This window comes from Mycobacterium sp. SM1, assembly GCF_018361265.1.
In the GTDB taxonomy this organism is placed as follows: Bacteria; Actinomycetota; Actinomycetes; order Mycobacteriales; family Mycobacteriaceae; genus Mycobacterium.
Window position 1 is genome coordinate 685,958 of sequence record NZ_JAFLNH010000003.1, and the last position, 26,569, is coordinate 712,526.

The 26,569-nt window shown below is 67.5% G+C and carries 11 protein-coding genes and 2 pseudogenes (1 of these 13 only partly in view); 6 read left to right on the forward strand and 7 right to left on the reverse strand.

What is annotated here, in order from left to right; genetic code table 11:
* Window positions 1-18,170: pseudogene (locus MSM1_RS22765) on the forward strand (non-ribosomal peptide synthase/polyketide synthase); it begins 13,637 nt to the left of the window's first position.
* A gap of 370 nt (window positions 18,171-18,540) precedes the next feature.
* On the opposite strand, the gene MSM1_RS22770 reads toward MSM1_RS22765, so the two are convergent.
* From MSM1_RS22770 to MSM1_RS16160, 3 genes are read right to left on the reverse strand one after another with little or no spacing between them, the layout of a single operon-like run.
* Window positions 18,541-19,323, reverse strand: a complete 783-nt coding sequence (locus MSM1_RS22770) for an integrase core domain-containing protein (protein WP_213444300.1) — start codon at window positions 19,321-19,323, stop codon at window positions 18,541-18,543.
* Window positions 19,324-19,377: 54 nt separating this feature from the next.
* Window positions 19,378-19,611 (reverse strand): hypothetical protein, encoded by a 234-nt coding sequence (locus tag MSM1_RS16155; protein ID WP_213444302.1) that lies wholly within the window; start codon window positions 19,609-19,611, stop codon window positions 19,378-19,380.
* A gap of 23 nt (window positions 19,612-19,634) precedes the next feature.
* Window positions 19,635-19,973, reverse strand: a complete 339-nt coding sequence (locus MSM1_RS16160; protein WP_236056444.1) for a helix-turn-helix domain-containing protein — start codon at window positions 19,971-19,973, stop codon at window positions 19,635-19,637.
* 85 nt (window positions 19,974-20,058) lie between these two features.
* Here MSM1_RS16160 and MSM1_RS16165 point away from each other — a divergent pair, with 85 nt between their 5' ends.
* The 3 genes and pseudogenes from MSM1_RS16165 to MSM1_RS21995 all read left to right on the forward strand — a co-directional run bounded on the left by MSM1_RS16165 (window position 20,059) and on the right by MSM1_RS21995 (window position 21,363).
* Window positions 20,059-20,283 carry a transposase gene (locus MSM1_RS16165; protein ID WP_213444304.1) on the forward strand — a complete coding sequence of 75 codons (225 nt, stop codon included), beginning with the start codon at window positions 20,059-20,061 and terminating at the stop codon, window positions 20,281-20,283.
* A 103-nt stretch (window positions 20,284-20,386) separates the two neighbouring features.
* Window positions 20,387-20,827, forward strand: a pseudogene (locus MSM1_RS23030) (IS3 family transposase); the annotation flags it as partial.
* Window positions 20,828-20,871: 44 nt separating this feature from the next.
* A complete protein-coding gene (locus tag MSM1_RS21995) occupies window positions 20,872-21,363 on the forward strand; it encodes an ATP-binding protein (protein WP_282100955.1) in 492 nt (163 codons plus the stop codon).
* An 85-nt stretch (window positions 21,364-21,448) separates the two neighbouring features.
* Here MSM1_RS21995 and MSM1_RS16180 read toward each other — a convergent pair.
* Window positions 21,449-22,593 (reverse strand): IS3 family transposase gene (locus MSM1_RS16180; protein WP_213444310.1). Its coding sequence is split into 2 segments (ribosomal slippage): window positions 21,449-22,326 and window positions 22,326-22,593, totalling 1,146 coding nucleotides; the frame shifts between segments, so codons are not numbered across the junction.
* On the opposite strand from MSM1_RS16180, the gene MSM1_RS16185 reads away from it, so the two are divergent.
* The gene (locus MSM1_RS16185; protein ID WP_236056446.1) at window positions 22,573-22,980 is read left to right on the forward strand and encodes a transposase; all 408 of its coding nucleotides are present in this window, start codon (window positions 22,573-22,575) and stop codon (window positions 22,978-22,980) included. The two genes, MSM1_RS16180 and MSM1_RS16185, sit on opposite strands and share 21 nt — an antisense overlap.
* A 399-nt stretch (window positions 22,981-23,379) precedes the next feature.
* On the opposite strand, the gene dtd is transcribed toward MSM1_RS16185, so the two are convergent.
* Window positions 23,380-23,802: a D-aminoacyl-tRNA deacylase gene (gene dtd, locus MSM1_RS16190; RefSeq protein WP_213444314.1), complete on the reverse strand. Its 423-nt coding sequence runs from the start codon at window positions 23,800-23,802 to the stop codon at window positions 23,380-23,382.
* A gap of 91 nt (window positions 23,803-23,893) precedes the next feature.
* Here dtd and MSM1_RS16195 point away from each other — a divergent pair, with 91 nt between their 5' ends.
* Window positions 23,894-24,211: an MTH1187 family thiamine-binding protein gene (locus MSM1_RS16195; RefSeq protein WP_213444550.1), complete on the forward strand. Its 318-nt coding sequence runs from the start codon at window positions 23,894-23,896 to the stop codon at window positions 24,209-24,211.
* 39 nt (window positions 24,212-24,250) lie between these two features.
* Here MSM1_RS16195 and MSM1_RS16200 read toward each other — a convergent pair whose 3' ends face one another.
* Window positions 24,251-24,745, reverse strand: coding sequence for a macro domain-containing protein (locus MSM1_RS16200; RefSeq protein ID WP_213444316.1), 495 nt, complete (start codon window positions 24,743-24,745; stop codon window positions 24,251-24,253).
* A 364-nt stretch (window positions 24,746-25,109) separates the two neighbouring features.
* Window positions 25,110-26,489 (reverse strand): adenylate/guanylate cyclase domain-containing protein, encoded by a 1,380-nt coding sequence (locus MSM1_RS16205; RefSeq protein WP_213444318.1) that lies wholly within the window; start codon window positions 26,487-26,489, stop codon window positions 25,110-25,112.
* Between the last annotated feature and the right edge of the window lie 80 nt (window positions 26,490-26,569).

Sequence of the window (26,569 nt, forward strand, 5' to 3'; positions counted from 1 at the left end):
CCTGGCAAAACCTGCCCTGGCAACGCGACGGCTCCGCGGCCAGCGGCCCGGGCTTGGCTGATCTAGAGGTCACCCCGCTTCCGGTGGAAACCCATTCTGCCCGTATGGATCTGACATTCTCCCTGGCCGAACAGTGGACAGAGGCGCACGAGCCCGCCGGTATCGGGGGGACGGTGGAGTTTCGCACCGATGTGTTTGATCGCGCCAGCATTGAGGCGCTGATCGCGCGGTTGCAGGCGGTGTTGGTGGGGATGGCCGCGGATCCCATGCGGCGGGTGGCGGGGCTGGATGTGCTCGATGGGGTCGAGCATGCCCGGTTAGAGCGGTTCAGCAACCGTGCCGTGTTGGCCCGGCCCGCCCCGGGTGGGGTGTCGGTTCCGGTGGTGTTTGGCGCGCAGGTGGGCCGCACCCCGGATGCGGTGGCGCTTAGTTGTGGGGGGCGGTGGTGGAGTTATCGGGAGCTGGATGCGGCGGCTAACCGGCTAGCGGGGGTGTTGATCGGTTACGGCGCTGGTCGGGGTGGGTGTGTGGGGCTGCTGGTGCCGCGCTCGGGGGAGGCGGTGGTGGCGATCGTGGCGGTGTTAAAGACGGGGGCGGCCTATGTGCCGATAGATCCCGCGTGGCCGGATGCGCGGGTGGGGTTTGTGCTGGCCGATGCCGCCCCGGTGGTGGTGATCAGCACCGCGGGGCTGCGGGGCCGCCTGCAGGGGTGCGCGGTGCCGGTTATTGAGGTCAGCGATCCGGTGGTGGGCACGCAGCCGGCCGCGGCGCCGCCGGCGCCGGGCCCCGAGGACATCGCCTACATCATCTACACCTCGGGCACCACCGGCGCCCCGAAGGGGGTGGCGGTCACCCACCGCGGCATCACCGGGTTGTTTGACTCCCTGGATGCCGGTGTGGGGCTGACGCCAGGGCAGGTGTGGGCGCTGTGTCATTCGCTGGCGTTCGACGTGTCGGTGTGGGAGATTTTCGGCGCGTTGTTGGGTGGGGGCCGGCTGGTGGTGGTGCCCGAGGAGACGGTGGGCAGCCCCGAGGAGTTTCACGCGCTGTTGGTGGCCGAGCGGGTAAGTGTGCTGACCCAAACGCCGTCGGCGTTGGCGGTGTTGGCCGCGGGGGGGTTGGAGTCGGCGACGCTGGTGGTGGCGGGGGAGCCCTGCCCGGGGGAGCTGGTGGATCGCTGGGCGCCGGGGCGGGTGATGCTTAACGCTTATGGGCCCACCGAGACCACGATGTGTGTGGCGGTCAGCGCGCCGTTGGCCGCTGGTGTGGGGGCGCCGCCGATTGGGGCGCCGGTGGCGGGGGCGGCGTTGTTTGTGCTGGATGGGTGGTTGCGCCCGGTGCCGGTGGGGGTGGTGGGGGAGTTGTATGTGGCCGGCATGGGGGTGGGGTGTGGGTATGTGCGCCGGGCGGGGTTGACGGCCTCGCGGTTTGTGGCCTGCCCGTTTGGGGGGGTGGGGGCGCGGATGTATCGCAGTGGGGATTTGGTGCGCTGGCGTGGCGATGGGCAGCTCGATTATGTGGGCCGCGCCGATGAGCAGGTCAAAATCCGGGGGTATCGCATCGAGCCCGGTGAGGTGCAGGCGGTGCTGGCCGGGTTGGCGGGGGTGGAGCAGGCGGTGGTGATCGCCCGTGAGGACCGCCCCGGGGATAAGCGCCTGGTGGCCTATATCACCGGGGAGGCCGGCCCGGTGGGGGCGCGCGCCGCGCTGGCCGAGCGGCTGCCGGGCTATATGCTGCCCGCGGCGGTGATCGCCTTAGACAGGCTGCCGTTGACCGTCAACGGCAAGCTGGATCGGCGCGCCCTGCCGGCCCCCGACTACGGGGACGTGGAGCGCTACCGGGCCCCCTCGTCTGCGGTTGAGGAGATCTTGGCCGGGATCTACGCCGGGGTGCTGGGGCTTGAGCGGGTCGGGGTGGAGGACTCGTTTTTCGATTTGGGTGGGGACAGTATTTCGGCGATGCGCCTGGTCGCGGCGGTCAACAGCGCCTTGGATGCCGCGGTGACGGTGCGGGTGGTGTTTGAGGCGCCCACGGTGGCGCAGTTGGCGAGCCGTGTGGGGGTGGGGGCGGGCCGGTTGGCGCCGGTGGTGGCCGTGGAGCGCCCGGCGGTGGTGCCGTTGTCGTTTGCCCAGCAGCGGTTGTGGTTTATCGACCAGTTGCAGGGGCCTTCGGCGGTGTACAACATTGCGGCGGCGTTGCGGTTGTGTGGGCGCCTGGATGCGGGGGCGTTGGGTGCGGCGCTGGGGGATGTGGTGGGCCGCCATGAGAGCCTGCGCACGCTGTTTCCCGCGGTGGGGGGCACGCCTCGGCAGCTGATCGTTCCCGTTGAGCGGGCCGATTTCGGGTGGGGGGTAGTCGATGCCGCCGGCTGGCCGTCGGCGCGCCTGGAGGAGGCCATCGGCGCGGTGGGGCGTCACCGGTTTGATTTGGCCGCCGAGATTCCGTTGCGGGCGCGGCTTTTCCGTGTGGGCGCCGATGAGCATGTGCTGGTGGTGGTGATCCATCATATCGCCGCTGATGGCTGGTCGTTGCGCCCGTTGGTGCGCGATTTGGGGGTGGCCTATGCCAGCCGGTGCGAGGGGCGGGCCCCGGATTGGGAGCCGTTGGCGGTGCAGTACGCCGATTACACGCTATGGCAGCGGGAGCAGTTGGGGGATCTTGAGGATGGTGGCAGTCGCATCGCCGCGCAGCTGGCCTATTGGGAGCAGGCGTTGGCGGGGCTGCCCGAGCGGGTGGTTCTTCCCACCGATCGGCCCTATCCGGCGGTGGCCGATCAGCGCGGCGCCAGTGTGCCCGTTGACTGGCCGGCGGGGTTGCAGCGGCAGATCGCCCGGTTGGCCCGGGAGCACAATGCCACCGGTTTTATGGTGGTGCAGGCCGCCCTGGCGGTGTTGTTGGGCAAGCTGGGCGCCGGCAGTGATGTGGCGGTGGGTTTCCCGATCGCCGGGCGGGGTGATCCCGCGCTCGATGAGTTGGTGGGGTTTTTTGTCAACACCTTGGTGTTGCGGGTGGATTTGGGGGGAAATCCCACCGTGGGGGAGCTGCTGGGGCGGGTGCGGGCGCGCAGCCTGGCCGCCTACGAGCACCAGGATGTGCCCTTTGAGGTGCTGGTGGAGCGGCTTAACCCCACCCGCAGCCTGGCCCATCACCCGCTGGTGCAGGTGTCGTTGGCCTGGCAAAACCTGCCCTGGCAACGCGACGGCTCCGCGGCCAGCGGCCCGGGCTTGGCTGATCTAGAGGTCACCCCGCTTCCGGTGGAAACCCATTCTGCCCGTATGGATCTGACATTCTCCCTGGCCGAACAGTGGACAGAGGCGCACGAGCCCGCCGGTATCGGGGGGACGGTGGAGTTTCGCACCGATGTGTTTGATCGCGCCAGCATTGAGGCGCTGATCGCGCGGTTGCAGGCGGTGTTGGTGGGGATGGCCGCGGATCCCATGCGGCGGGTGTCGGGGCTGGATGTGCTCGATGGGGTCGAGCATGCCCGGTTAGAGCGGTTCAGCAACCGTGCCGTGTTGGCCCGGCCCGCCCCGGGTGGGGTGTCGGTTCCGGTGGTGTTTGGCGCGCAGGTGGGCCGCACCCCGGATGCGGTGGCGCTTAGTTGTGGGGGGCGGTGGTGGAGTTATCGGGAGCTGGATGCGGCGGCTAACCGGCTAGCGGGGGTGTTGATCGGTTACGGCGCTGGTCGGGGTGGGTGTGTGGGGCTGCTGGTGCCGCGCTCGGGGGAGGCGGTGGTGGCGATCGTGGCGGTGTTAAAGACGGGGGCGGCCTATGTGCCGATAGATCCCGCGTGGCCGGATGCGCGGGTGGGGTTTGTGCTGGCCGACGCCGCCCCGGTGGTGGTGATCAGCACCGCGGGGCTGCGGGGCCGCCTGCAGGGGTGCGCGGTGCCGGTTATTGAGGTCAGCGATCCGGTGGTGGGCACGCAGCCGGCCGCGGCGCCGCCGGCGCCGGGCCCCGAGGACATCGCCTACATCATCTACACCTCGGGCACCACCGGCGCCCCGAAGGGGGTGGCGGTCACCCACCGCGGCATCACCGGGTTGTTTGACTCCCTGGATGCCGGTGTGGGGCTGACGCCAGGGCAGGTGTGGGCGCTGTGTCATTCGCTGGCGTTCGACGTGTCGGTGTGGGAGATTTTCGGCGCGTTGTTGGGTGGGGGCCGGCTGGTGGTGGTGCCCGAGGAGACGGTGGGCAGCCCCGAGGAGTTTCACGCGCTGTTGGTGGCCGAGCGGGTAAGTGTGCTAAGCCAAACGCCGTCGGCGTTGGCGGTGTTGGCCGCGGGGGGGTTGGAGTCGGCGACGCTGGTGGTGGCGGGGGAGCCCTGCCCGGGGGAGCTGGTGGATCGCTGGGCGCCGGGGCGGGTGATGCTTAACGCTTATGGGCCCACCGAGACCACGATGTGTGTGGCGGTCAGCGCCCCGTTGGCCGCTGGTGTGGGGGCGCCGCCGATTGGGGCGCCGGTGGCGGGGGCGGCGTTGTTTGTGCTGGATGGGTGGTTGCGCCCGGTGCCGGTGGGGGTGGTGGGGGAGTTGTATGTGGCCGGTGGGGGGGTGGGGTGTGGGTATGTGCGCCGGGCGGGGTTGACGGCCTCGCGGTTTGTGGCCTGCCCGTTTGGGGGGGTGGGGGCGCGGATGTATCGCAGTGGGGATTTGGTGCGCTGGCGTGGCGATGGGCAGCTCGATTATGTGGGTCGCGCCGATGAGCAGGTCAAAATCCGAGGGTATCGCATCGAGCCCGGTGAGGTGCAGGCGGTGCTGGCCGGGTTGGCGGGGGTGGAGCAGGCGGTGGTGATCGCCCGTGAGGACCGCCCCGGGGATAAGCGCCTGGTGGCCTATATCACCGGGGAGGCCGACCCGGTGGGGGCGCGCGCCGCGCTGGCCGAGCGGCTGCCGGGCTATATGCTGCCCGCGGCGGTGATCGCCTTAGACAGGCTGCCGTTGACCGTCAACGGCAAACTGGATCGGCGCGCCCTGCCGGCCCCCGACTACGGGGACGTGGAGCGCTACCGGGCCCCCTCGTCTGCCACCGAGGAGATCTTGGCCGGGATCTACGCCGGGGTGCTGGGGCTTGAGCGGGTCGGGGTGGAGGACTCGTTTTTCGATTTGGGTGGGGACAGTATTTCGGCGATGCAGGTGGTGGCGCGGGCGCGGGGGGCTGGGTTGTTGTGCCGGCCGCGTGATGTTTTTGTGGAGCAGACGGTGGCCGGGCTGGCCCGGGTGGTGGTGCCAGTTGGTGGGGTCGGACCGGGTGATGAGGGTGTGGGGCCGGTGGCGCCCACCCCGATCATGTGCTGGTTGGCCGGTGTGGGGGGGCCCACCGGGCAGTTCAATCAGATGCTGGTGCTGCAGGCGCCTGCGGGGGTGAGTCATGAGGATGTGGTGGTGTTGGTGCAGGCGCTGCTGGATCGGCATGCCATGTTGCGGGCGCGGGTGGACGATGACGGGGCTGGGGGCTGGGTGTTGCGGGTGCCTGAGGCGGGGGCGGTGGATGCGCGCGGGTGCGTGCAGGTGGTGGAGGGGCTTTGTGAGCGGGCCCTGATTGGGGCGCGTTCGCGGCTTGACCCGGCCGGGGGGGTGATGCTGAGCGCGTTGTGGGTGACCTCGACGAGCCAGCTGGTGGTGATGGTTCACCATCTGGTTATTGATGCGGTGTCGTGGGGGATTGTGCTGGAGGATCTCAACACCGCCTGGGCCCAGCGCCGTGGGGGGCGGCCGGTGGTGTTGGCGCCGGTGGGGACGTCGTTTGCCCGGTGGGCGGGGGTGCTGGCGGAGTATGCGCGTCGGGTGGAGGTTGTGGATCAGGCGGGGGTGTGGCGGCAGGTGGCGGCGGTTCCGGCCGCGTTGCCGGCGCTGTGTCCTGCGGTGGATACGTTTGCCAGCGCGGGGCATTTGTCGGTGTGGCTAGACGCTGAGATCACCGGGATGCTGCTGGGGGAGGTGCCGGCGGCGTTTCACGCCGGGGTGCACGAGGTGTTGGTGATCGCGTTTGCGGTGGCGGTGGCGGAGTTTGTGGGTGATCCCGACACGCCGGTGGGTATCGATGTGGAGGGCCACGGGCGTCATGAGGAGCTGGCCCCCGGTGTGGATTTGTCGCACACGGTGGGCTGGTTTACCAGCAAGCACCCGGTGGCGTTGCGGGTGGGGGGGCTGTCTTGGGCGCAGGTGGCCGCCGGTGGGGCCGCGCTGGGGGCGCTGGTTAAAGACGCTAAAGAGCAGCTTCGGGCCCTGCCGCACCCGTTGAGCTATGGGGTGCTGCGCTATTTGAACCCCGAGGTTGAGCTGGGTGGGGCGGATCCGGTGATCGGGTTTAACTATTTGGGGCGTCTGGCCGTTTGGGCCGAGCAGGCCGGAGCCGATGCCCAGCGCTGGCAGATCAGCCAGCAGGGCTTGGCGTTAAGCGGTGTCAGCGCGGCGATTCCCATGCCGCTGGCCCACAGCGTGGAACTCAACGCCGCGGTCATCGACACCGGTACCGAAGCGCGGCTGCACGGGGATTGGATGTGGGCGCCTTCGGTGCTCGATCAGGGCCAGGTCAGCCGGTTAAGCCGGTTGTGGGGTGAGGCCCTAGCGGGGATCTGCGCGCATGTGCGTGCCGGTGGGGGTGGGTTAACACCGTCGGATATCGCCCCGGCCCGGTTAAGCCAGGCCCAAATCGAGCAGCTGCAGCGGCGCTATCGGATCGCCGATGTTTTGCCGTTGACCCCGCTGCAGCGGGGGCTGCTGTTTCATGCCCGCACCGCGCAGGGGGGCCAGGATGTGTATGCGGTGCAGGTTGATATCGCCCTTAGCGGTGCCCTGGACCCGCGGCGGCTTGGTGAGGCGCTGCACACGGTGATCACCCGTCACCCGCATCTGGTGGCCCGCTTTTGTGACCAGTTCGATGAGCCGGTGCAGGTCATTCTCGCCGATCCCGCCCCGGGGTGGGGGTATGTGGAGCTCGACGCCGGCGAGGATCCCGACGAGCAGATCGAGCGGCTCTGCGCCGCCGAGCGCGCCGCGGTCTGCGAGCTGGCCCACCAGCCGGCCGTGCGGGCGGTGTTGATCCGCACCGCGGCCGAGCGCCACCGGTTGGTGTTGACCAATCACCACATCGTGCTCGATGGCTGGTCGTTGCCGATCGTGCTGGGGGAGCTATTCGCCAGCTATCACCGTCAGCGGCTGGGCGCGCCCGGGTCGTATCGACGGTTTGTGAGCTGGTTGGCCGGGCGTGATCTTGAGGGGGCCCGCGCGGCCTGGCGTGAGGTGCTTGCCGGTTTGGACGCCCCCACCCTGGTCGGCCCGGCGCAGCGGGTGGGGGTGGGGCCCCGTGGTGTGGAATCGCTTCGGCTGCCCGAAGACCTCACCCGCGCGCTGGGCGACCTGGCCCGGGCGCATCACACCACCCTCAATACGGTGTTGCAGGGTGGTTTTGCGCTGCTGCTGTGCTGGTGGAGCGGTCGGCGTGATGTTGTGTTCGGCGCCACGGTCTCCGGGCGGCCCGCCGAGGTGCCCGGGGTGGAATCCATGGTGGGCTTGCTGATTAACACGGTGCCGGTGCGGGCCCGCCTAAACGCCACCACCACCGTCGCAGAGCTGCTCGATCAGCTGCACCACACCCACCAGCGCACCCTAGAGCACCAGCATTTGGCGTTGAGCGAGATGCACCGCCTCAGCGGCCTAGACGTCTTGTTTGACACGCTGTTTGTCTACGAGAACTATCCGATTGACGCCGCCGCTGTGTCCCCCGCTGCGCAGGGACTGGCCATCACCGGGTTTCGTGTGCATGAATCCACCCACTACCCGCTGGCAATGGTGGCCCAGCCCGGCGCCGAACTGGGTCTTCGCGTCGAATACGACACCGACGTGTTTGACACCCCCACCATCCACACCCTCCTCAAGTGGCTTCAGGCGGTGTTGGTGGGGATGGCCGCGGATCCCATGCGGCGGGTGTCGGGGCTGGATGTGCTCGATGGGGTTGAGCATGCCCGGTTAGAGCGGTTCAGCAACCGTGCCGTGTTGGCCCGGCCCGCCCCGGGTGGGGTGTCGGTTCCGGTGGTGTTTGGCGCGCAGGTGGGCCGCACCCCGGATGCGGTGGCGCTTAGTTGTGGGGGGCGGTGGTGGAGTTATCGGGAGCTGGATGCGGCGGCTAACCGGCTAGCGGGGGTGTTGATCGGTTACGGCGCTGGTCGGGGTGGGTGTGTGGGGCTGCTGGTGCCGCGCTCGGGGGAGGCGGTGGTGGCGATCGTGGCGGTGTTAAAGACGGGGGCGGCCTATGTGCCGATAGATCCCGCGTGGCCGGATGCGCGGGTGGGGTTTGTGCTGGCCGATGCCGCCCCGGTGGTGGTGATCAGCACCGCGGGGCTGCGGGGCCGCCTGCAGGGGTGCGCGGTGCCGGTTATTGAGGTCAGCGATCCCGTGGTGGGCACGCAGCCGGCCGCGGCGCCGCCGGCGCCGGGCCCCGAGGACATCGCCTACATCATCTACACCTCGGGCACCACCGGCGCCCCGAAGGGGGTGGCGGTCACCCACCGCAGCATCACCGGGGTGCTGGGGGGCGTGGAGGCGGTCTTGCCGGCGGGGGGAACGTGGTCGCAGTGGCATTCACTGGCGTTCGATATGTCGGTGTGGGAGATTTTCGGCGCGTTGTTGGGTGGGGGCCGGCTGGTGGTGGTGCCCGAGGAGACGGTGGGCAGCCCCGAGGAGTTTCACGCGCTGTTGGTGGCCGAGCGGGTAAGTGTGCTGACCCAAACGCCGTCGGCGTTGGCGGTGTTGGCCGCGGGGGGGTTGGAGTCGGCGACGCTGGTGGTGGCGGGGGAGCCCTGCCCGGGGGAGCTGGTGGATCGCTGGGCGCCGGGGCGGGTGATGCTTAACGCTTATGGGCCCACCGAGACCACGATGTGTGTGGCGGTCAGCGCGCCGTTGGCCGCTGGTGTGGGGGCGCCGCCGATTGGGGCGCCGGTGGCGGGGGCGGCGTTGTTTGTGCTGGATGGGTGGTTGCGCCCGGTGCCGGTGGGGGTGGTGGGGGAGTTGTATGTGGCCGGCATGGGGGTGGGGTGTGGGTATGTGCGCCGGGCGGGGTTGACGGCCTCGCGGTTTGTGGCCTGCCCGTTTGGGGGGGTGGGGGCGCGGATGTATCGCAGTGGGGATTTGGTGCGCTGGCGTGGCGATGGGCAGCTCGATTATGTGGGCCGCGCCGATGAGCAGGTCAAAATCCGGGGGTATCGCATCGAGCCCGGTGAGGTGCAGGCGGTGCTGGCCGGGTTGGCGGGGGTGGAGCAGGCGGTGGTGATCGCCCGTGAGGACCGCCCCGGGGATAAGCGCCTGGTGGCCTATATCACCGGGGAGGCCGACCCGGTGGGGGCGCGCGCCGCGCTGGCCGAGCGGCTGCCGGGCTATATGCTGCCCGCGGCGGTGATCGCCTTAGACAGGCTGCCGTTGACCGTCAACGGCAAGCTGGATCGGCGCGCCCTGCCGGCCCCCGACTACGGGGACGTGGAGCGCTACCGGGCCCCCTCGTCTGCCACCGAGGAGATCTTGGCCGGGATCTACGCCGGGGTGCTGGGGCTTGAGCGGGTCGGGGTGGAGGACTCGTTTTTCGATTTGGGTGGGGACAGTATTTCGGCGATGCGCCTGGTCGCGGCGGTTAACAGCGCCTTGGATGCCGCGGTGACGGTGCGGGTGGTGTTTGAGGCGCCCACGGTGGCGCAGTTGGCGAGCCGTGTGGGGGTGGGGGCGGGCCGGTTGGCGCCGGTGGTGGCCGTGGAGCGCCCGGCGGTGGTGCCGTTGTCGTTTGCCCAGCAGCGGTTGTGGTTTATCGACCAGTTGCAGGGGCCTTCAGCGGTGTACAACATTGCGGCGGCGTTGCGGTTGTGTGGGCGCCTGGATGCGGGGGCGTTGGGTGCGGCGCTGGGGGATGTGGTGGGCCGCCATGAGAGCCTGCGCACGCTGTTTCCCGCGGTGGGGGGCACGCCTCGGCAGCTGATCGTTCCCGTTGAGCGGGCCGATTTCGGGTGGGGGGTAGTCGATGCCGCCGGCTGGCCGTCGGCGCGCCTGGAGGAGGCCATCGGGGCGGTGGGGCGTCACCGGTTTGATTTGGCCGCCGAGATTCCGTTGCGGGCGCGGCTTTTCCGTGTGGGCGCCGATGAGCATGTGCTGGTGGTGGTGATCCATCATATCGCCGCTGATGGCTGGTCGTTGCGCCCGTTGGTGCGCGATTTGGGGGTGGCCTATGCCAGCCGGTGCGAGGGGCGGGCCCCGGATTGGGAGCCGTTGGCGGTGCAGTACGCCGATTACACGCTATGGCAGCGGGAGCAGTTGGGGGATCTTGAGGATGGTGGCAGTCGCATCGCCGCGCAGCTGGCCTATTGGGAGCAGGCGTTGGCGGGGCTGCCCGAGCGGGTGGTTCTTCCCACCGATCGGCCCTATCCGGCGGTGGCCGATCAGCGCGGCGCCAGTGTGCCCGTTGACTGGCCGGCGGGGTTGCAGCGGCAGATCGCCCGGTTGGCCCGGGAGCACAATGCCACCGGTTTTATGGTGGTGCAGGCCGCCCTGGCGGTGTTGTTGGGCAAGCTGGGCGCCGGCAGTGATGTGGCGGTGGGTTTCCCGATCGCCGGGCGGGGTGATCCCGCGCTCGATGAGTTGGTGGGGGTTTTTGTCAACACCTTGGTGTTGCGGGTGGATTTGGGGGGAAATCCCACCGTGGGGGAGCTGCTGGGGCGGGTGCGGGCGCGCAGCCTGGCCGCCTACGAGCACCAGGATGTGCCCTTTGAGGTGCTGGTGGAGCGGCTTAACCCCACCCGCAGCCTGGCCCATCACCCGCTGGTGCAGGTGTCGTTGGCCTGGCAAAACCTGCCCTGGCAACGCGACGGCTCCGCGGCCAGCGGCCCGGGCTTGGCTGATCTAGAGGTCACCCCGCTTCCGGTGGAAACCCATTCTGCCCGTATGGATCTGACATTCTCCCTGGCCGAACAGTGGACAGAGGCGCACGAGCCCGCCGGTATCGGGGGGACGGTGGAGTTTCGCACCGATGTGTTTGATCGCGCCAGCATTGAGGCGCTGATCGCGCGGTTGCAGGCGGTGTTGGTGGGGATGGCCGCGGATCCCATGCGGCGGGTGGCGGGGCTGGATGTGCTCGATGGGGTTGAGCATGCCCGGTTAGAGCGGTTCAGCAACCGTGCCGTGTTGGCCCGGCCCGCCCCGGGTGGGGTGTCGGTTCCGGTGGTGTTTGGCGCGCAGGTGGGCCGCACCCCGGATGCGGTGGCGCTTAGTTGTGGGGGGCGGTGGTGGAGTTATCGGGAGCTGGATGCGGCGGCTAACCGGCTAGCGGGGGTGTTGATCGGTTACGGCGCTGGTCGGGGTGGGTGTGTGGGGCTGCTGGTGCCGCGCTCGGGGGAGGCGGTGGTGGCGATCGTGGCGGTGTTAAAGACGGGGGCGGCCTATGTGCCGATAGATCCCGCGTGGCCGGATGCGCGGGTGGGGTTTGTGCTGGCCGATGCCGCCCCGGTGGTGGTGATCAGCACCGCGGGGCTGCGGGGCCGCCTGCAGGGGTGCGCGGTGCCGGTTATTGAGGTCAGCGATCCGGTGGTGGGCACGCAGCCGGCCGCGGCGCCGCCGGCGCCGGGCCCCGAGGACATCGCCTACATCATCTACACCTCGGGCACCACCGGCGCCCCGAAGGGGGTGGCGGTCACCCACCGCGGCATCACCGGGTTGTTTGACTCCCTGGATGCCGGTGTGGGGCTGACGCCAGGGCAGGTGTGGGCGCTGTGTCATTCGCTGGCGTTCGACGTGTCGGTGTGGGAGATTTTCGGCGCGTTGTTGGGTGGGGGCCGGCTGGTGGTGGTGCCCGAGGAGACGGTGGGCAGCCCCGAGGAGTTTCACGCGCTGTTGGTGGCCGAGCGGGTAAGTGTGCTGACCCAAACGCCGTCGGCGTTGGCGGTGTTGGCCGCGGGGGGGTTGGAGTCGGCGACGCTGGTGGTGGCGGGGGAGCCCTGCCCGGGGGAGCTGGTGGATCGCTGGGCGCCGGGGCGGGTGATGCTTAACGCTTATGGGCCCACCGAGACCACGATGTGTGTGGCGGTCAGCGCGCCGTTGGCCGCTGGTGTGGGGGCGCCGCCGATTGGGGCGCCGGTGGCGGGGGCGGCGTTGTTTGTGCTGGATGGGTGGTTGCGCCCGGTGCCGGTGGGGGTGGTGGGGGAGTTGTATGTGGCCGGTGGGGGGGTGGGGTGTGGGTATGTGCGCCGGGCGGGGTTGACGGCCTCGCGGTTTGTGGCCTGCCCGTTTGGGGGGGTGGGGGCGCGGATGTATCGCAGTGGGGATGTGGTGCGCTGGCGTGGCGATGGGCAGCTCGATTATGTGGGTCGCGCCGATGAGCAGGTCAAAATCCGAGGGTATCGCATCGAGCTTGGTGAGGTGCAGGCGGTGCTGGCCGGGTTGGCGGGGGTGGAGCAGGCGGTGGTGATCGCCCGTGAGGACCGCCCCGGGGATAAGCGCCTGGTGGCCTATATCACCGGGGAGGCCGACCCGGTGGGGGCGCGCGCCGCGCTGGCCGAGCGGCTGCCGGGCTATATGCTGCCCGCGGCGGTGATCGCCTTAGACAGGCTGCCGTTGACCGTCAACGGCAAGCTGGATCGGCGCGCCCTGCCGGCCCCCGACTACGGGGACGTGGAGCGCTACCGGGCCCCCTCGTCTGCGGTTGAGGAGATCTTGGCCGGGATCTACGCCGGGGTGCTGGGGCTTGAGCGGGTCGGGGTGGAGGACTCGTTTTTCGATTTGGGTGGGGACAGTATTTCGGCGATGCAGGTGGTGGCGCGGGCGCGGGGGGCTGGGTTGTTGTGCCGGCCGCGTGATGTTTTTGTGGAGCAGACGGTGGCCGGGCTGGCCCGGGTGGTGGTGCCAGTTGGTGGGGTCGGACCGGGTGATGAGGGTGTGGGGCCGGTGGCGCCCACCCCGATCATGTGCTGGTTGGCCGGTGTGGGGGGGCCCACCGGGCAGTTCAATCAGATGCTGGTGCTGCAGGCGCCTGCGGGGGTGAGTCATGAGGATGTGGTGGTGTTGGTGCAGGCGCTGCTGGATCGGCATGCCATGTTGCGGGCGCGGGTGGACGATGACGGGGCTGGGGGCTGGGTGTTGCGGGTGCCTGAGGCGGGGGCGGTGGATGCGCGCGGGTGCGTGCAGGTGGTGGAGGGGCTTTGTGAGCGGGCCCTGATTGGGGCGCGTTCGCGGCTTGACCCGGCCGGGGGGGTGATGCTGAGCGCGTTGTGGGTGACCTCGACGAGCCAGCTGGTGGTGATGGTTCACCATCTGGTTATTGATGCGGTGTCGTGGGGGATTGTGCTGGAGGATCTCAACACCGCCTGGGCCCAGCGCCGTGGGGGGCGGCCGGTGGTGTTGGCGCCGGTGGGGACGTCGTTTGCCCGGTGGGCGGGGGTGCTGGCGGAGTATGCGCGTCGGGTGGAGGTTGTGGATCAGGCGGGGGTGTGGCGGCAGGTGGCGGCGGTTCCGGCCGCGTTGCCGGCGCTGTGTCCTGCGGTGGATACGTTTGCCAGCGCGGGGCATTTGTCGGTGTGGCTAGACGCTGAGATCACCGGGATGCTGCTGGGGGAGGTGCCGGCGGCGTTTCACGCCGGGGTGCACGAGGTGTTGGTGATCGCGTTTGCGGTGGCGGTGGCGGAGTTTGTGGGGGATCCCGACACGCCGGTGGGTATCGATGTGGAGGGCCACGGGCGTCATGAGGAGCTGGCCCCCGGTGTGGATTTGTCGCACACGGTGGGCTGGTTTACCAGCAAGCACCCGGTGGCGTTGCGGGTGGGGGGGCTGTCTTGGGCGCAGGTGGCCGCCGGTGGGGCCGCGCTGGGGGCGCTGGTTAAAGACGCTAAAGAGCAGCTTCGGGCCCTGCCGCACCCGTTGAGCTATGGGGTGCTGCGCTATTTGAACCCCGAGGTTGAGCTGGGTGGGGCGGATCCGGTGATCGGGTTTAACTATTTGGGGCGTCTGGCCGTTTGGGCCGAGCAGGCCGGAGCCGATGCCCAGCGCTGGCAGATCAGCCAGCAGGGCTTGGCGTTAAGCGGTGTCAGCGCGGCGATTCCCATGCCGCTGGCCCACAGCGTGGAACTCAACGCCGCGGTCATCGACACCGGTACCGAAGCGCGGCTGCACGGGGATTGGATGTGGGCGCCTTCGGTGCTCGATCAGGGCCAGGTCAGCCGGTTAAGCCGGTTGTGGGGTGAGGCCCTAGCGGGGATCTGCGCGCATGTGCGTGCCGGTGGGGGTGGGTTAACACCGTCGGATATCGCCCCGGCCCGGTTAAGCCAGGCCCAAATCGAGCAGCTGCAGCGGCGCTATCGGATCGCCGATGTTTTGCCGTTGACCCCGCTGCAGCGGGGGCTGCTGTTTCATGCCCGCACCGCGCAGGGGGGCCAGGATGTGTATGCGGTGCAGGTTGATATCGCCCTTAGCGGTGCCCTGGACCCGCGGCGGCTTGGTGAGGCGCTGCACACGGTGATCACCCGTCACCCGCATCTGGTGGCCCGCTTTTGTGACCAGTTCGATGAGCCGGTGCAGGTCATTCTCGCCGATCCCGCCCCGGGGTGGGGGTATGTGGAGCTCGACGCCGGCGAGGATCCCGACGAGCAGATCGAGCGGCTCTGCGCCGCCGAGCGCGCCGCGGTCTGCGAGCTGGCCCACCAGCCGGCCGTGCGGGCGGTGTTGATCCGCACCGCGGCCGAGCGCCACCGGTTGGTGTTGACCAATCACCACATCGTGCTCGATGGCTGGTCGTTGCCGATCGTGCTGGGGGAGCTATTCGCCAGCTATCACCGTCAGCGGCTGGGCGCGCCCGGGTCGTATCGACGGTTTGTGAGCTGGTTGGCCGGGCGTGATCTTGAGGGGGCCCGCGCGGCCTGGCGTGAGGTGCTTGCCGGTTTGGACGCCCCCACCCTGGTCGGCCCGGCGCAGCGGGTGGGGGTGGGGCCCCGTGGTGTGGAATCGCTTCGGCTGCCCGAAGACCTCACCCGCGCGCTGGGCGACCTGGCCCGGGCGCATCACACCACCCTCAATACGGTGTTGCAGGGCGGTTTTGCGCTGCTGCTGTGCTGGTGGAGCGGTCGGCGTGATGTTGTGTTCGGCGCCACGGTCTCCGGGCGGCCCGCCGAGGTGCCCGGGGTGGAATCCATGGTGGGCTTGCTGATTAACACGGTGCCGGTGCGGGCCCGCCTAAACGCCACCACCACCGTCGCAGAGCTGCTCGATCAGCTGCACCACACCCACCAGCGCACCCTAGAGCACCAGCATTTGGCGTTGAGCGAGATGCACCGCCTCAGCGGCCTAGACGTCTTGTTTGACACGCTGTTTGTCTACGAGAACTACCCGATTGACGCCGCCGCTGTGTCCCCCGCTGCGCAGGGACTGGCCATCACCGGGTTTCGTGTGCATGAATCCACCCACTACCCGCTGGCAATGGTGGCCCAGCCCGGCGCCGAACTGGGTCTTCGCGTCGAATACGACACCGACGTGTTTGACACCCCCACCATCCACACCCTCCTCAAGTGGCTTCAGACGGTGTTGGTGGGGATGGCCGCGGATCCCATGCGGCGGGTGTCGGGGCTGGATGTGCTCGATGGGGTCGAGCAGGGCTGGCTTGACGAGGTGGGCAACCGTGCCGTGTTGGCCCGCCCCGCCCCGGGTGGGGTGTCGGTTCCGGTGGTGTTTGGCGCGCAGGTGGGCCGCACCCCGGATGCGGTGGCGCTTAGTTGTGGGGGGCGGTGGTGGAGTTATCGGGAGCTGGATGCGGCGGCTAACCGGCTAGCGGGGGTGTTGATCGGTTACGGCGCTGGTCGGGGTGGGTGTGTGGGGCTGCTGGTGCCGCGCTGGGGGGAGGCGGTGGTGGCGATCGTGGCGGTGTTAAAGACGGGGGCGGCCTATGTGCCGATAGATCCCGCGTGGCCGGATGCGCGGGTGGGGTTTGTGCTGGCCGATGCCGCCCCGGTGGTGGTGATCAGCACCGCGGGGCTGCGGGGCCGCCTGCAGGGGTGCGCGGTGCCGGTTATTGAGGTCAGCGATCCGGTGGTGGGCACGCAGCCGGCCGCGGCGCCGCCGGCGCCGGGCCCCGAGGACATCGCCTACATCATCTACACCTCGGGCACCACCGGCGCCCCGAAGGGGGTGGCGGTCACCCACCGCAGCATCACCGGGGTGCTGGGGGGCGTGGAGGCGGTCTTGCCGGCGGGGGGAACGTGGGCGCTGTGTCATTCGCTGGCGTTTGACTTTTCGGTGTGGGAGATTTTCGGCGCGTTGTTGGGTGGGGGCCGGCTGGTGGTGGTGCCCGAGGAGACGGTGGGCAGCCCCGAGGAGTTTCACGCGCTGTTGGTGGCCGAGCGGGTAAGTGTGCTGACCCAAACGCCGTCGGCGTTGGCGGTGTTGGCCGCGGGGGGGTTGGAGTCGACGACGCTGGTGGTGGGCGGGGAGCCCTGCCCGGGGGAGCTGGTGGATCGCTGGGCGCCGGGGCGGGTGATGCTCAACGCTTATGGGCCCACCGAGACCACGGTGTATGCGACGGTCAGCGCGCCGTTGGCCGCTGGTGTGGGGGCGCCGCCGATTGGGGCGCCGGTGGCGGGGGCGGCGTTGTTTGTGCTGGATGGGTGGTTGCGCCCGGTGCCGGTGGGGGTGGTGGGGGAGTTGTATGTGGCCGGCATGGGGGTGGGGTGTGGGTATGTGCGCCGGGCGGGGTTGACGGCCTCGCGGTTTGTGGCCTGCCCGTTTGGGGGGGTGGGGGCGCGGATGTATCGCAGTGGGGATTTGGTGCGCTGGCGTGGCGATGGGCAGCTCGATTATGTGGGTCGCGCCGATGAGCAGGTCAAAATCCGGGGGTATCGCATCGAGCCCGGTGAGGTGCAGGCGGTGCTGGCCGGGTTGGCGGGGGTGGAGCAGGCGGTGGTGATCGCCCGTGAGGACCGCCCCGGGGATAAGCGCCTGGTGGCCTATATCACCGGGGAGGCCGACCCGGTGGGGGCGCGCGCCGCGCTGGCCGAGCGGCTGCCGGGCTATATGCTGCCCGCGGCGGTGATCGCCTTAGACAGGCTGCCGCTGACCGTCAACGGCAAGCTGGATCGGCGCGCCCTGCCGGCCCCCGACTACGGGGACGTGGAGCGCTACCGGGCCCCCTCGTCTGCCACCGAGGAGATCTTGGCCGGGATCTACGCCGGGGTGCTGGGGCTTGAGCGGGTCGGGGTGGAGGACTCGTTTTTCGATTTGGGTGGGGACAGTATTTCGGCGATGCGCCTGGTCGCGGCGGTTAACAGCGCCTTGGATGCCGCGGTGACGGTGCGGGTGGTGTTTGAGGCGCCCACGGTGAGAAGCTTGAGTCAGCGCCTGCAAACAGGTGGCCCTTCTACGCAGGAAATACAGGAAATAGTTCCGTTGCAGACTTTGAAGAATGGTGTCGGGGTTCCGCTATTTTGTGTCCATCCTCCGGGTGGCGTGAGCTGGCCATATCAGGTTCTTGGTAATCACCTGGATTGTCCGCTCGTTGGAGTTCAGCAAATTCCAGACGATGACCAAGATGAACCTAAGTCAATTATCGATCTAGCGAAAAGGCATGCGGACAGGATACAAAAGCATTATCCTACGGGACCCTACAACCTTCTCGGTTGGTCGTTTGGGGGTGTCGTAGCCCACGAAATTGCCATCGAGCTTCAGCGACGTGGAGGCATAATCGGTGCACTTATCCTTCTCGATTCTCAGCCCCATATCGTCAGCAGCGCCATCCCAAGCCATGCTTTAAACGAACACGATGTCTTGGAAGAATTTTTGCGATTTTATCGTATAGATACAACGGAACTAGATAAGCCATACACTTACGACCAGGTTGCGGAATTATTTCATGAACGAGGTGCTGGAGAACTTCTCCAGCACAAACACTTGTTGGATTTGCTTCTTCAAAATTTCAACAGCAATATGCCTCTCTATCGAACTCATCGACCACGCATTTTCGCTGGCAATATGACCATCTTCTCCGCTGTGCGTGGCCAGAGTGATCGTAGTGTGTTTCTTCTGGAAAGTTGGCGACCTTATGTAAATGGTAACATCGCCATGTATTCAGTCGATTGCGTGCATCAAGATATGCTATCTAACGAATCGCTCGATATGTACTGCAAACAACTCAGACATTCGCTGAACTTTGTGGACAAATAAACAGTATGGGAAATCGCCCCATTGGCTTGTGAGCGTTTGGAGGAAGAGCGGCGCATTTGGTCATTTGGTGGCTCTTACGAAAAGGAGTGTACCGGGTATCTGGTGGTCGTGTCCTACCGCCGGTGTAAAAGGGACTTGGGCCGTAGGTTCCCTCGAAGACGAGCAAGTCTGACCCTGATTTTTCAGCTGGGCCGGCGTGCCTTCCGCTTTCCGGACTGCGGACCAAATAAGGTCTGATCCGGAAAGGACGAGGGGAATTGGCAGGGAAATATACGAAATACAAGCCTGAGTTTCGTGACGAGGTTGTGACGCGTGTCTGACTTAATGAGGCATTCGCGGTTCGAAATACCCAGCCAAGAGTGGTCCGTGATCATGGTTGGGTTTCCTTCAGGTGTCGACGGTAGTCGATGCGATCGGCGCGTGCCCGGGCGAGCCCGTCGCGGCGGGCTTGGCGAATGGCGTCACCGCGTCCTTCGTGTTCGTCGCATGGGGTGACGTAGCCGATGGCGGCCGAGAGTCGCACCGTGTTGTAGTGGATCTGGACGCGGGCGAGTTCGGCGTCGAGTTCGGCGCCGTCGCGGATCTTCTCCAGGTGTGGCCATTCGCCCTTGACGTGTCCGAACAGGGTCTCGATCCAGGCTTGGTCTTGGGGCACTCCGGGTCTTCCGAACTGGCGGGCGATCGCTACGCCGGCCAGGAACTCGCGGGTGGTGTGTGAGCGCATTTGCGGGCCGTTGTCACTGATCGCCAGTAGCAGTGGCCGGTCGCCGTCGGCGATGGCCCGGTCGATGACCTCGGCGTCGCCGTCGACGAGTGCCTTGACGAGCGTGTCAGTGGCGGCCAGGTCGGCGGCGTGCCACAGGTCCTCTTGCTCCAGGGCGCGAAAGAAGGCGATCTCGACTTGGGTGGAGGATTCCTCGGCCGAGCACACCGTGGTGATCCACTTGCGGGAAACGACGTCGATGATCGCGATTGCGGCGCGTTTAGCACGCGGGAAGTGCGTGAAGTCATAGCCCCAGATCCGGTTCGGTTTCCATTCGAGCCAGTCCGGCCACGGCTTGCGCGGCGTGGGTTCGCGAGGCGGATTTCCTGGCAGCACAAGCTGTTTGGCCAGCAACACGCGTTGCAGCGTCGACGGCGACACATGGACCACACCGATCCGTGACCCGCGGTGCGCGAGCTTACGGTGCGACCGGTCGGTCTCACCTCACTGCTCGAACAGCTCCACGATCGCCTCGGCCTCCCACTCGAGCAGGCCGTGCAGGGGGTTGCCGCCTGGCGGGAGGTCGTCCAGCGGTTCGCCGGCGGCGCGGCGCGCGGCCCAGCGGGCCACCCGCGTATCATCCACGTCCAGCACCCGACACGCCACCCGGGCCGACCAGCCGTGCACCACCGCGTGCTCGACCAGATCACAGATGCCGGCCTTGACGGATGCGTCCACACGGGCCGGGACTGGGCCGACGGTCAGTCCCAACGCGATTTTCCCCGGTACAGATGAAGCTCCACCGCCTGCGCCGTGATCGTGGCCCGCAACTGCTCCAGCTCCGCCCTGGCCTCCTCCAACTCGACCTGCTCGGCGCTCTTGCCCGGACATCCCGGCGTCGCTGACAGCGCCGCCAGGGCGCCCTCCTTCGCCGACCGGCAGATCGTCGTCACCGTGGTGCGGTCGATCCGCCACTTCGCAGCAGCCTCCCGCTGGGTGAACTGCCCCGTCAACACCGAGGTGAACAACTCCCACTTCTCGCTCGGCGGCAGCACCCGCCGCGGTTTGCGTCCCTTTCCCATCGGGCCAGCAGACGACATGACAATCCTCCAGACGTGTCCGACACGCCCACATCTGGCTGGGTATTTTTTGCCGTTCCTGCCGCATTAACTCAGACGCAAAACAGTGACGTGTGTTGCGAGGCTGGTAGTCGAGTCGAATCGGTCGATCGCGGAGGTTGCGCGCGAATACGGGCTGAACGAGACGACTGTTGGCGGCTGGGTAAAGAAATACCGGGCCGCGCACGCCGCTGATGAGCCGCCGCTGGAATTGTCCGAACGCGCCCGGTTGCGGGAACTCGAACGCCGTACTCGGGAACCGGAAATAGAGAACGCGTTCCTGAAAAAGTAGCGGCGCGCTTCGCGAGGGAGCCACGGTGACCGAGAAATTCGAGTTCATCGATGCGAAGCGCGCCGCCGCTGAGCAAGGCGCAGGGCTTTCGACGGTTGCGCGGATGTGCGCACTGCTGAAGGTGCCCAAGTCCGGTTGCTCCCAGTGGTGGCATCGGCCGCAAAGCCTCACCCAACGACGCCGCGAGCCGCTCGCTGATAAGATCGCCACCTGGTTTGAGGCCTTCGGCGCCACGTGCGGCTACCGGCGCATCCATGCCGAACTCGTCCGGGCCGGCGAACGGGTCGGGCCTGAGCTGGTTCGCAAGCTCATGGGTGAGATGGGCCTGACTAGGGCGCGGCCCCGACCGCTTCGCACCACCACCGAACCGGACCCCCACGCGCCCGACACCGTTGACCTGGTCAAGCGCGACTTCACTGCGCAGCAACCGGCAACCAAGCTCGTCGGCGACATCACATACATCCGAACGTGGCAGGGCTGGTTGTATTTGGCTGTGCTGACCGACTGCGCTACCCGCGAAGTGATCGGGTATGCGAGGGCTGAGCACATGCGCACTGGGCAGCCCCACGGCTTTCCGTCGGCAACTACCTGCAAGCCCGCCAAGACGTCATCCTGCAAGGCCCGACCGGCGCCGGGAAGACCTACGTGGCCTGCGCATTGGGCAACAAGGCCTGCCAGCAGTACCGCAGTGTGCTCTACCTGCCGGCCGGTGAACTATTCGACCGGCTCACCATCGCCGAACGCACCGGGGAGCGCAAACGCTGCCTGGACACCCTGGTCAAAGTGGAGCTGTTGATCATCGACGACTGGTTCCTCACCACGCCGAGCCGCCAGCAGATCCAGCAGCTACACACCTTGATCGATCGGCGCCACAAGACGGCATCGACGATCTACTGCACCCAGCTGCCGCCCGGCCAGTGGCACGACCGCATGGAGGAGAAGATTCTCGCCTCCGAGAACATCGAGCCTGGCCGCGACGCGGTCACCTCGTGCACAAGAGGATCGACGCGTTCGAAAGGCGTTGGCGCGACTCGTATCCGGCGGCGGTGCGGTGTCTGCTTGATGACTGTGACTCGCTGACGGTCTACCTGCGGTTCCCACGGGAGTGGCGAGTCCCCGATACTGAGTCCACCCGGTTCTAGAGTCGGGTTTTGTTGTTCTGGATTCAGTTGATTTCGCAGGCCACAGGCGTGTGGGTGTGGCTGCATCGGGCAGCATACTCGGCCGGGGTGAGGTAGCCCAGTGCGGAGTGACGGTGCCGGTGATTATGTTCGTGCTTGAAGTCGCCGATGACTACTCGGGCCTCCAGCAGGTTGGTCCAGTGGTTGCGGTTGAGGCACTCCTTCCTGAGCCTGCTGTTGAACGATTCGATGTAGGCGTTGTCCCACGGCGCGCCGGGTGGAATGTAGGACAATCCGACTGTGCCGTCACAAAACTGTTGCAGCGCTTGCGAAATCATCTCCGGGCCGTTGTCCATGCGCAGCACCAGCGGCGGTCCACCGGCGGTGGCGAACACCCGCTCGAGTTCATCGACGAGACGCTCGCCGGTGATCGAGCGCTCCACGATGTTCAGCAGCGATTCGCGGGTGTGCTCGTCGACCATCGACGCGATCTTGACGGCCTTGCCGTCGATGGTGGAGTCGAACTGAAAATCCAGCGCCCACACGACCTTGGATGCGTCCGCGACGACCTGCGGCGCCGACGACACCCCCGCGCGCTTACGCGGCGAATGCGCCCGCCGCTGCAGTCCTTCCTCACGCCACAGCCGGTGGACCTTCTTTTTGTTGACCTCACGGCCCTCATCGTGGCGCAACGCCGCCCAGGCGCGCCGAAACCCATGGCACGGATGTTTGGTGGCATAGGCGCGCAGCCAGGCCCGCAGATCGGCATCCGGGTCGGCCGGGGTCTGCGCGACCGGAGTGCGCCGGTAGGTACAACGAGCCAGCCCAACCGCCTTGCACGCCAACCGCTCCGACATGCTCAACACCTCTTTGAGCATGTCCACGGCGCGACGCTTGGCGGCCGGGCTCAGAATTTTCCCTTCGCGACCTCCCGCAACGCATCCTTTTCCAACTCCGCCTCGGCCAGCAGCCGCTTCAACCTCGCGTTCTGCTCCCGCAACTCCTTGAGCTGCCTGGCGGCATTGATATCCATCCCGCCATAGGTGCGCCGCCAGTTATACAGCGTCGCCGGCGACACCTCCAGCTCGGCGGCGATCTCCTCACCGGTCTTGCCTGCCGCCCCCAGCTCATCCGCACGGCGCAGCTTGCGCACGATGTCCTCCGCGGAATGCCGCTTCCGACCAGCCATGTGTTTCATCGTCCCTTCCACCCCCATCCACGGGGGCCACAGGACTCTAAAACAAGGCGGACTCATTCACCGGGAACACCCCAGGAGCACTGGGCCCGGGTGCGCCACTCCAATTTCATCGAGCGGACCTTCGGGGAGACCCGCCGCCGAGTCAAGGTCATCGGCCGACTGCCCGGCGAGCACTCCTGCCTGAAGCTGGTGTGGGCCGTACTCGACCGCGCCTCGGCCGGCTGGCGCGGGTTCACCATGACACCGGCCGGGCTACGGCTACTACAGGACCTGCGAAGGTCGTTGCATGACCCACCGAACCAACTGCCGCAACGAAATTCGGAAGTACGCGCCGAAACCGGAGCGGCGCCGGCCGATGCTGTCGGCGCCATCGCATAAAATCACAATCGCAAGTGAGCGGAATCTATGCCCGAACTTTTACACCGCGATTGGGACGCCACCCCCAGGTCAGCAACCCCAGCCCACCACGAAAATCCAAGCTGCACAACGCCTCCCGAGCATATCAAGCCGCCATCGTCGAACTCACCCGACAGGCCCTCCACGCCGCCTGAGCATTCGCGACTCGTTCGGCATACTTGACATTCACAGCGGGGGCCTAAGCTACCTAACACGGGCTCGCAGCCCATCGAGCAACAACGGCCTGCCCATATGCCCATACCTGTTCCCCGAAGGCCCCTGTTCCGGACGGCCGCACCGTACGCTCAGCGCACTTGACCAGACAAGACAGAACACCACGCGGGCCTTCACCCCATTTCATACCGGGTACCAACCGCGATGTCAGAGTTCCAGTAGCACGGTGACCGGGCCGTCGTTGACGAGTTCGACGTCCATGTGCGCCCCGAATACACCGGTTTCCACGTGCGCACCCTGCTTTCGCAGTGCTTTCGCGAATGCCGCCACCAGCGGCTCGGCAACCGCGCCGGGAGCGGCGGCCTTCCATGAGGGTCGGCGGCCTTTCGTGGTGTCCGCGTACAAGGTGAACTGGCTGACCACCAAGATCGGCGCATTAACCGTGGCCGCTGACTGTTCATCATCGAGAATGCGGAGGTGCCAGAGCTTTTCGGCGAGTCGCTGTGCGGTAGCGACATTGTCGCTGTGGGTGACGCCGACGAACACGAGCAGCCCCTGCCGGATAGCGCCGACCACCCGTCCCTCCACCGACACCGCCGCTCGTGAAACCCGTTGTACCAATACCCTCATGCGTCCTGATGCTGCCATCGGTCACGCCGGGATGGCCAGCCGCAGCACTGAGTATGCTCATTCCGTTGTGCTCCGGGAAGAGATGAGATTGATGTCGGTGCTGGTCGCGTTTGCCGTCACGCCAATAGGTGCTGGCGAGAGTGTCGGTGAGATCGTCGCCGAGGCGGTGCGGGTAGTTCGAGCCTCCGGCTTGCCCCACAAGATCGGTGCGATGTTCACCGAGATCGAGGGCGAGACTTGGGGTGAAGTGATGGCCGTCGTGCAGCGCGCTGTGGAAGCCGTTGCGGCTCGGGTGCCCCGCGTCGACGTGGTGATCAAAGCGGACTGCCGGCCGGCGACCACCGACGCGATGACGCGGAAGGTTGAGTCGGTGGAGCGGTACTTGTCCAATCCGGTTGACGGCCGCTAAAACTCCGATCCGGTTGACGGCCGCTAAAACTTGGGTCTCTCAGCCTTGTACCGCGGCCCGGAAGGCCCGCTCGGCCGCTTTGCCGTGCACAGCGAACACCACCCGCTGCAGCGATCGCGGCTGGTGCTCGCGAACGGCGCTGACCATCAGCTGTGCCGCCTCGTCGAGTGGAAAGCCACCGACGCCCGTACCGAAGGCCACCAGCGCAAGTGAGCGACAGCCAAGTTCATCGGCTTTGCGCAAGCTCGAGCGGGTGGCGTTCGCGATGATTTCAGCGGAGGTCGGCCCGCCGGGCTCCATCGTCGCCGCGTGGATCACATACCGCGCGGGCAGCGCACCGGCCGTGGTTTCCACCGCCTCCCCAAGACCGATCGGTGCCTTCTCACGCGACTCGCGCTGCAGCTCGGGACCGGCCGCGCGGGCGATCGCAGCCGCGACCCCGCCACCGTGGCGCAATTGGGTATTGGCGGCGTTGGTGATCGCGTCCACCTCGAGGGTGGTGACGTCAGCCTGGATTACCTCTAACTCGATCATCGGCCTATCGTCCCGCAGGGCTCGCGGCCGGTGAAAGGCCTCTGGCCAGCACGTCGCCGGCCACGGCACGTCGCCGGCCACGGCTTGGCGCGGCCACGTACGGAACTCTGACCCGCGGCCACAAGGCTGTTGCGGTCATCGTCTTCGCGCGCACGCGTCTGGCCGGCGGAAGCTGCCACAGCGATACCTCCGAGCGGGCGATTGCGTAGCCGGCGACGGGATGCTCGGACTCGTCAGAACCCACATGTACCTGCTCGAGGCCGAGCTCTTGTCGCGATACCAGCGAACCGAGGCGGACATGTTGCGCACCCGCAGCACGGTCGCGGCCATCGCCGCGTCACCGGCGATGCTGGGCGTCATGTCGCTATCCGGTGACCGTCGCACGATCACGCACCAGGGCATGCAGCCGCCACCGGCCGGGCACGCCTTTGAGCTCGTGCTCACCGCGATCGGCGAACCGGTGCCGCGACCCGGTGACGATGTCGCGCACCGTAGAGGACGCCAGCACCTCGCTCGGCCCCGCGAGCGCCGCCACCCGTGCACCGATATGCACGGCCGTGCCAGCGACATCGGCGCCGCGCACTTCGACCTCGCCCGCGTGAATACCTATCCGCACCTGGATGCCAAGGACATGCACCGCCTCGACGATGGCGTCCGCGCACGCGATCGCGGCGCTGGGGCTGGTGAAGGTCGCCACGAATCCATCACCGGCCGTGTTCACTTCGCGACCGCGGAAGCGGTCGAGCTGGTGGCGAACGATGTTGTCGTGGTTGTCGAGCAGATCTCGCCAGCGGTCGTCGCCGAGCGCAGCCGCGCGCTCGGTGGAACCGACGATGTCGGTGAACACGATCGTGGTGAGCATCCGCTCGGCGTCGAATCCGCCGCGCACTCCGGTGATGAACTCCTCGATCTCGTCGAGCATCGGCGCGGTGTCGCCGACCCAGTAGAGGGAATCGGCACCTGGTAGTTCCACATAGCGTGCGCCCGCGATGTGCTCAGCGAGGTACCGACCGTGCCCGACAGGGATGAGCTGCACGTCTTCGCGATGCACGATCAACGTGGGTGCGGTGATGCGGGCCAAGGTGTCGCGGACATCGGCCTCGGTCACCAGCTTGGTGACGGCGCTGGCCATGCTCGGCGACGCGGCACGGTTGCCGGCAAGATCCCACCACGCGCGGAACGCCTGGTCACGGGCAACGCCCGGCGCAACGATTCCCAGAACGTCGAAGCCCCGCTCGACGGCATCCGGCTCGATCGCGACCGTCAGGAATCGCTCGGCGGCGCTCGCCTCAGAGCCGACCGGGTAGTCGGGCGCCCGCAACACCCGCGCCAGGCCATTGACGATCACCAGGCTGCGCACCCGCTCGGGGTAATCGGCCGCGAGAACGAGTCCGACCATCGCGTGGAAACTCGGCGCCAGGATCGACGCCTGCGCGCATCCGACCTCGTCCATGACGGCGATCGCATCCTCGGCCCAGAACGCCGGCCCGAGCACCTCGAGCGAGGGAACGCGCGACGAGAGGCCTATTCCGCGGAAATCGAATCGGATCACCCGGCTGAAGGACGCCAGCCGCCGATGGAAACGGCACATCGAGGGCTCGGCGTCGATGGTGTCGATCGGGATGGATGGCCCGGGCAACACGAGCAGGTCCACCGGGCCATCACCGAAGACCTGATAGGCGATGTCCAGCTTCAGATGGCCGTCGCCGCATTTGGCGTAACGAGTTCGCGGAAACGGCGCCACCGAAACAGCCTAATCCAGCTGGCTAGGCAACGCGCCACGGATGACCTTGCCGCGCGGCGGCACTCACGAAGCGATTCGCC

Bases quoted from the DNA above. Each gene is read 5' to 3' on its own strand.
- MSM1_RS16160 (WP_236056444.1), bottom strand. From the start codon at position 19,973: ATGTCGTCTGCTGGCCCGATGGGAAAGGGACGCAAACCGCGGCGGGTG.
- MSM1_RS16185 (WP_236056446.1), top strand. From the start codon at position 22,573: ATGCCGCTTCCGACCAGCCATGTGTTTCATCGTCCCTTCCACCCCCAT.
- dtd (WP_213444314.1), bottom strand. From the start codon at position 23,802: ATGAGGGTATTGGTACAACGGGTTTCACGAGCGGCGGTGTCGGTGGAG.
- MSM1_RS16195 (WP_213444550.1), top strand. From the start codon at position 23,894: ATGTCGGTGCTGGTCGCGTTTGCCGTCACGCCAATAGGTGCTGGCGAG.
- MSM1_RS16200 (WP_213444316.1), bottom strand. From the start codon at position 24,745: ATGATCGAGTTAGAGGTAATCCAGGCTGACGTCACCACCCTCGAGGTG.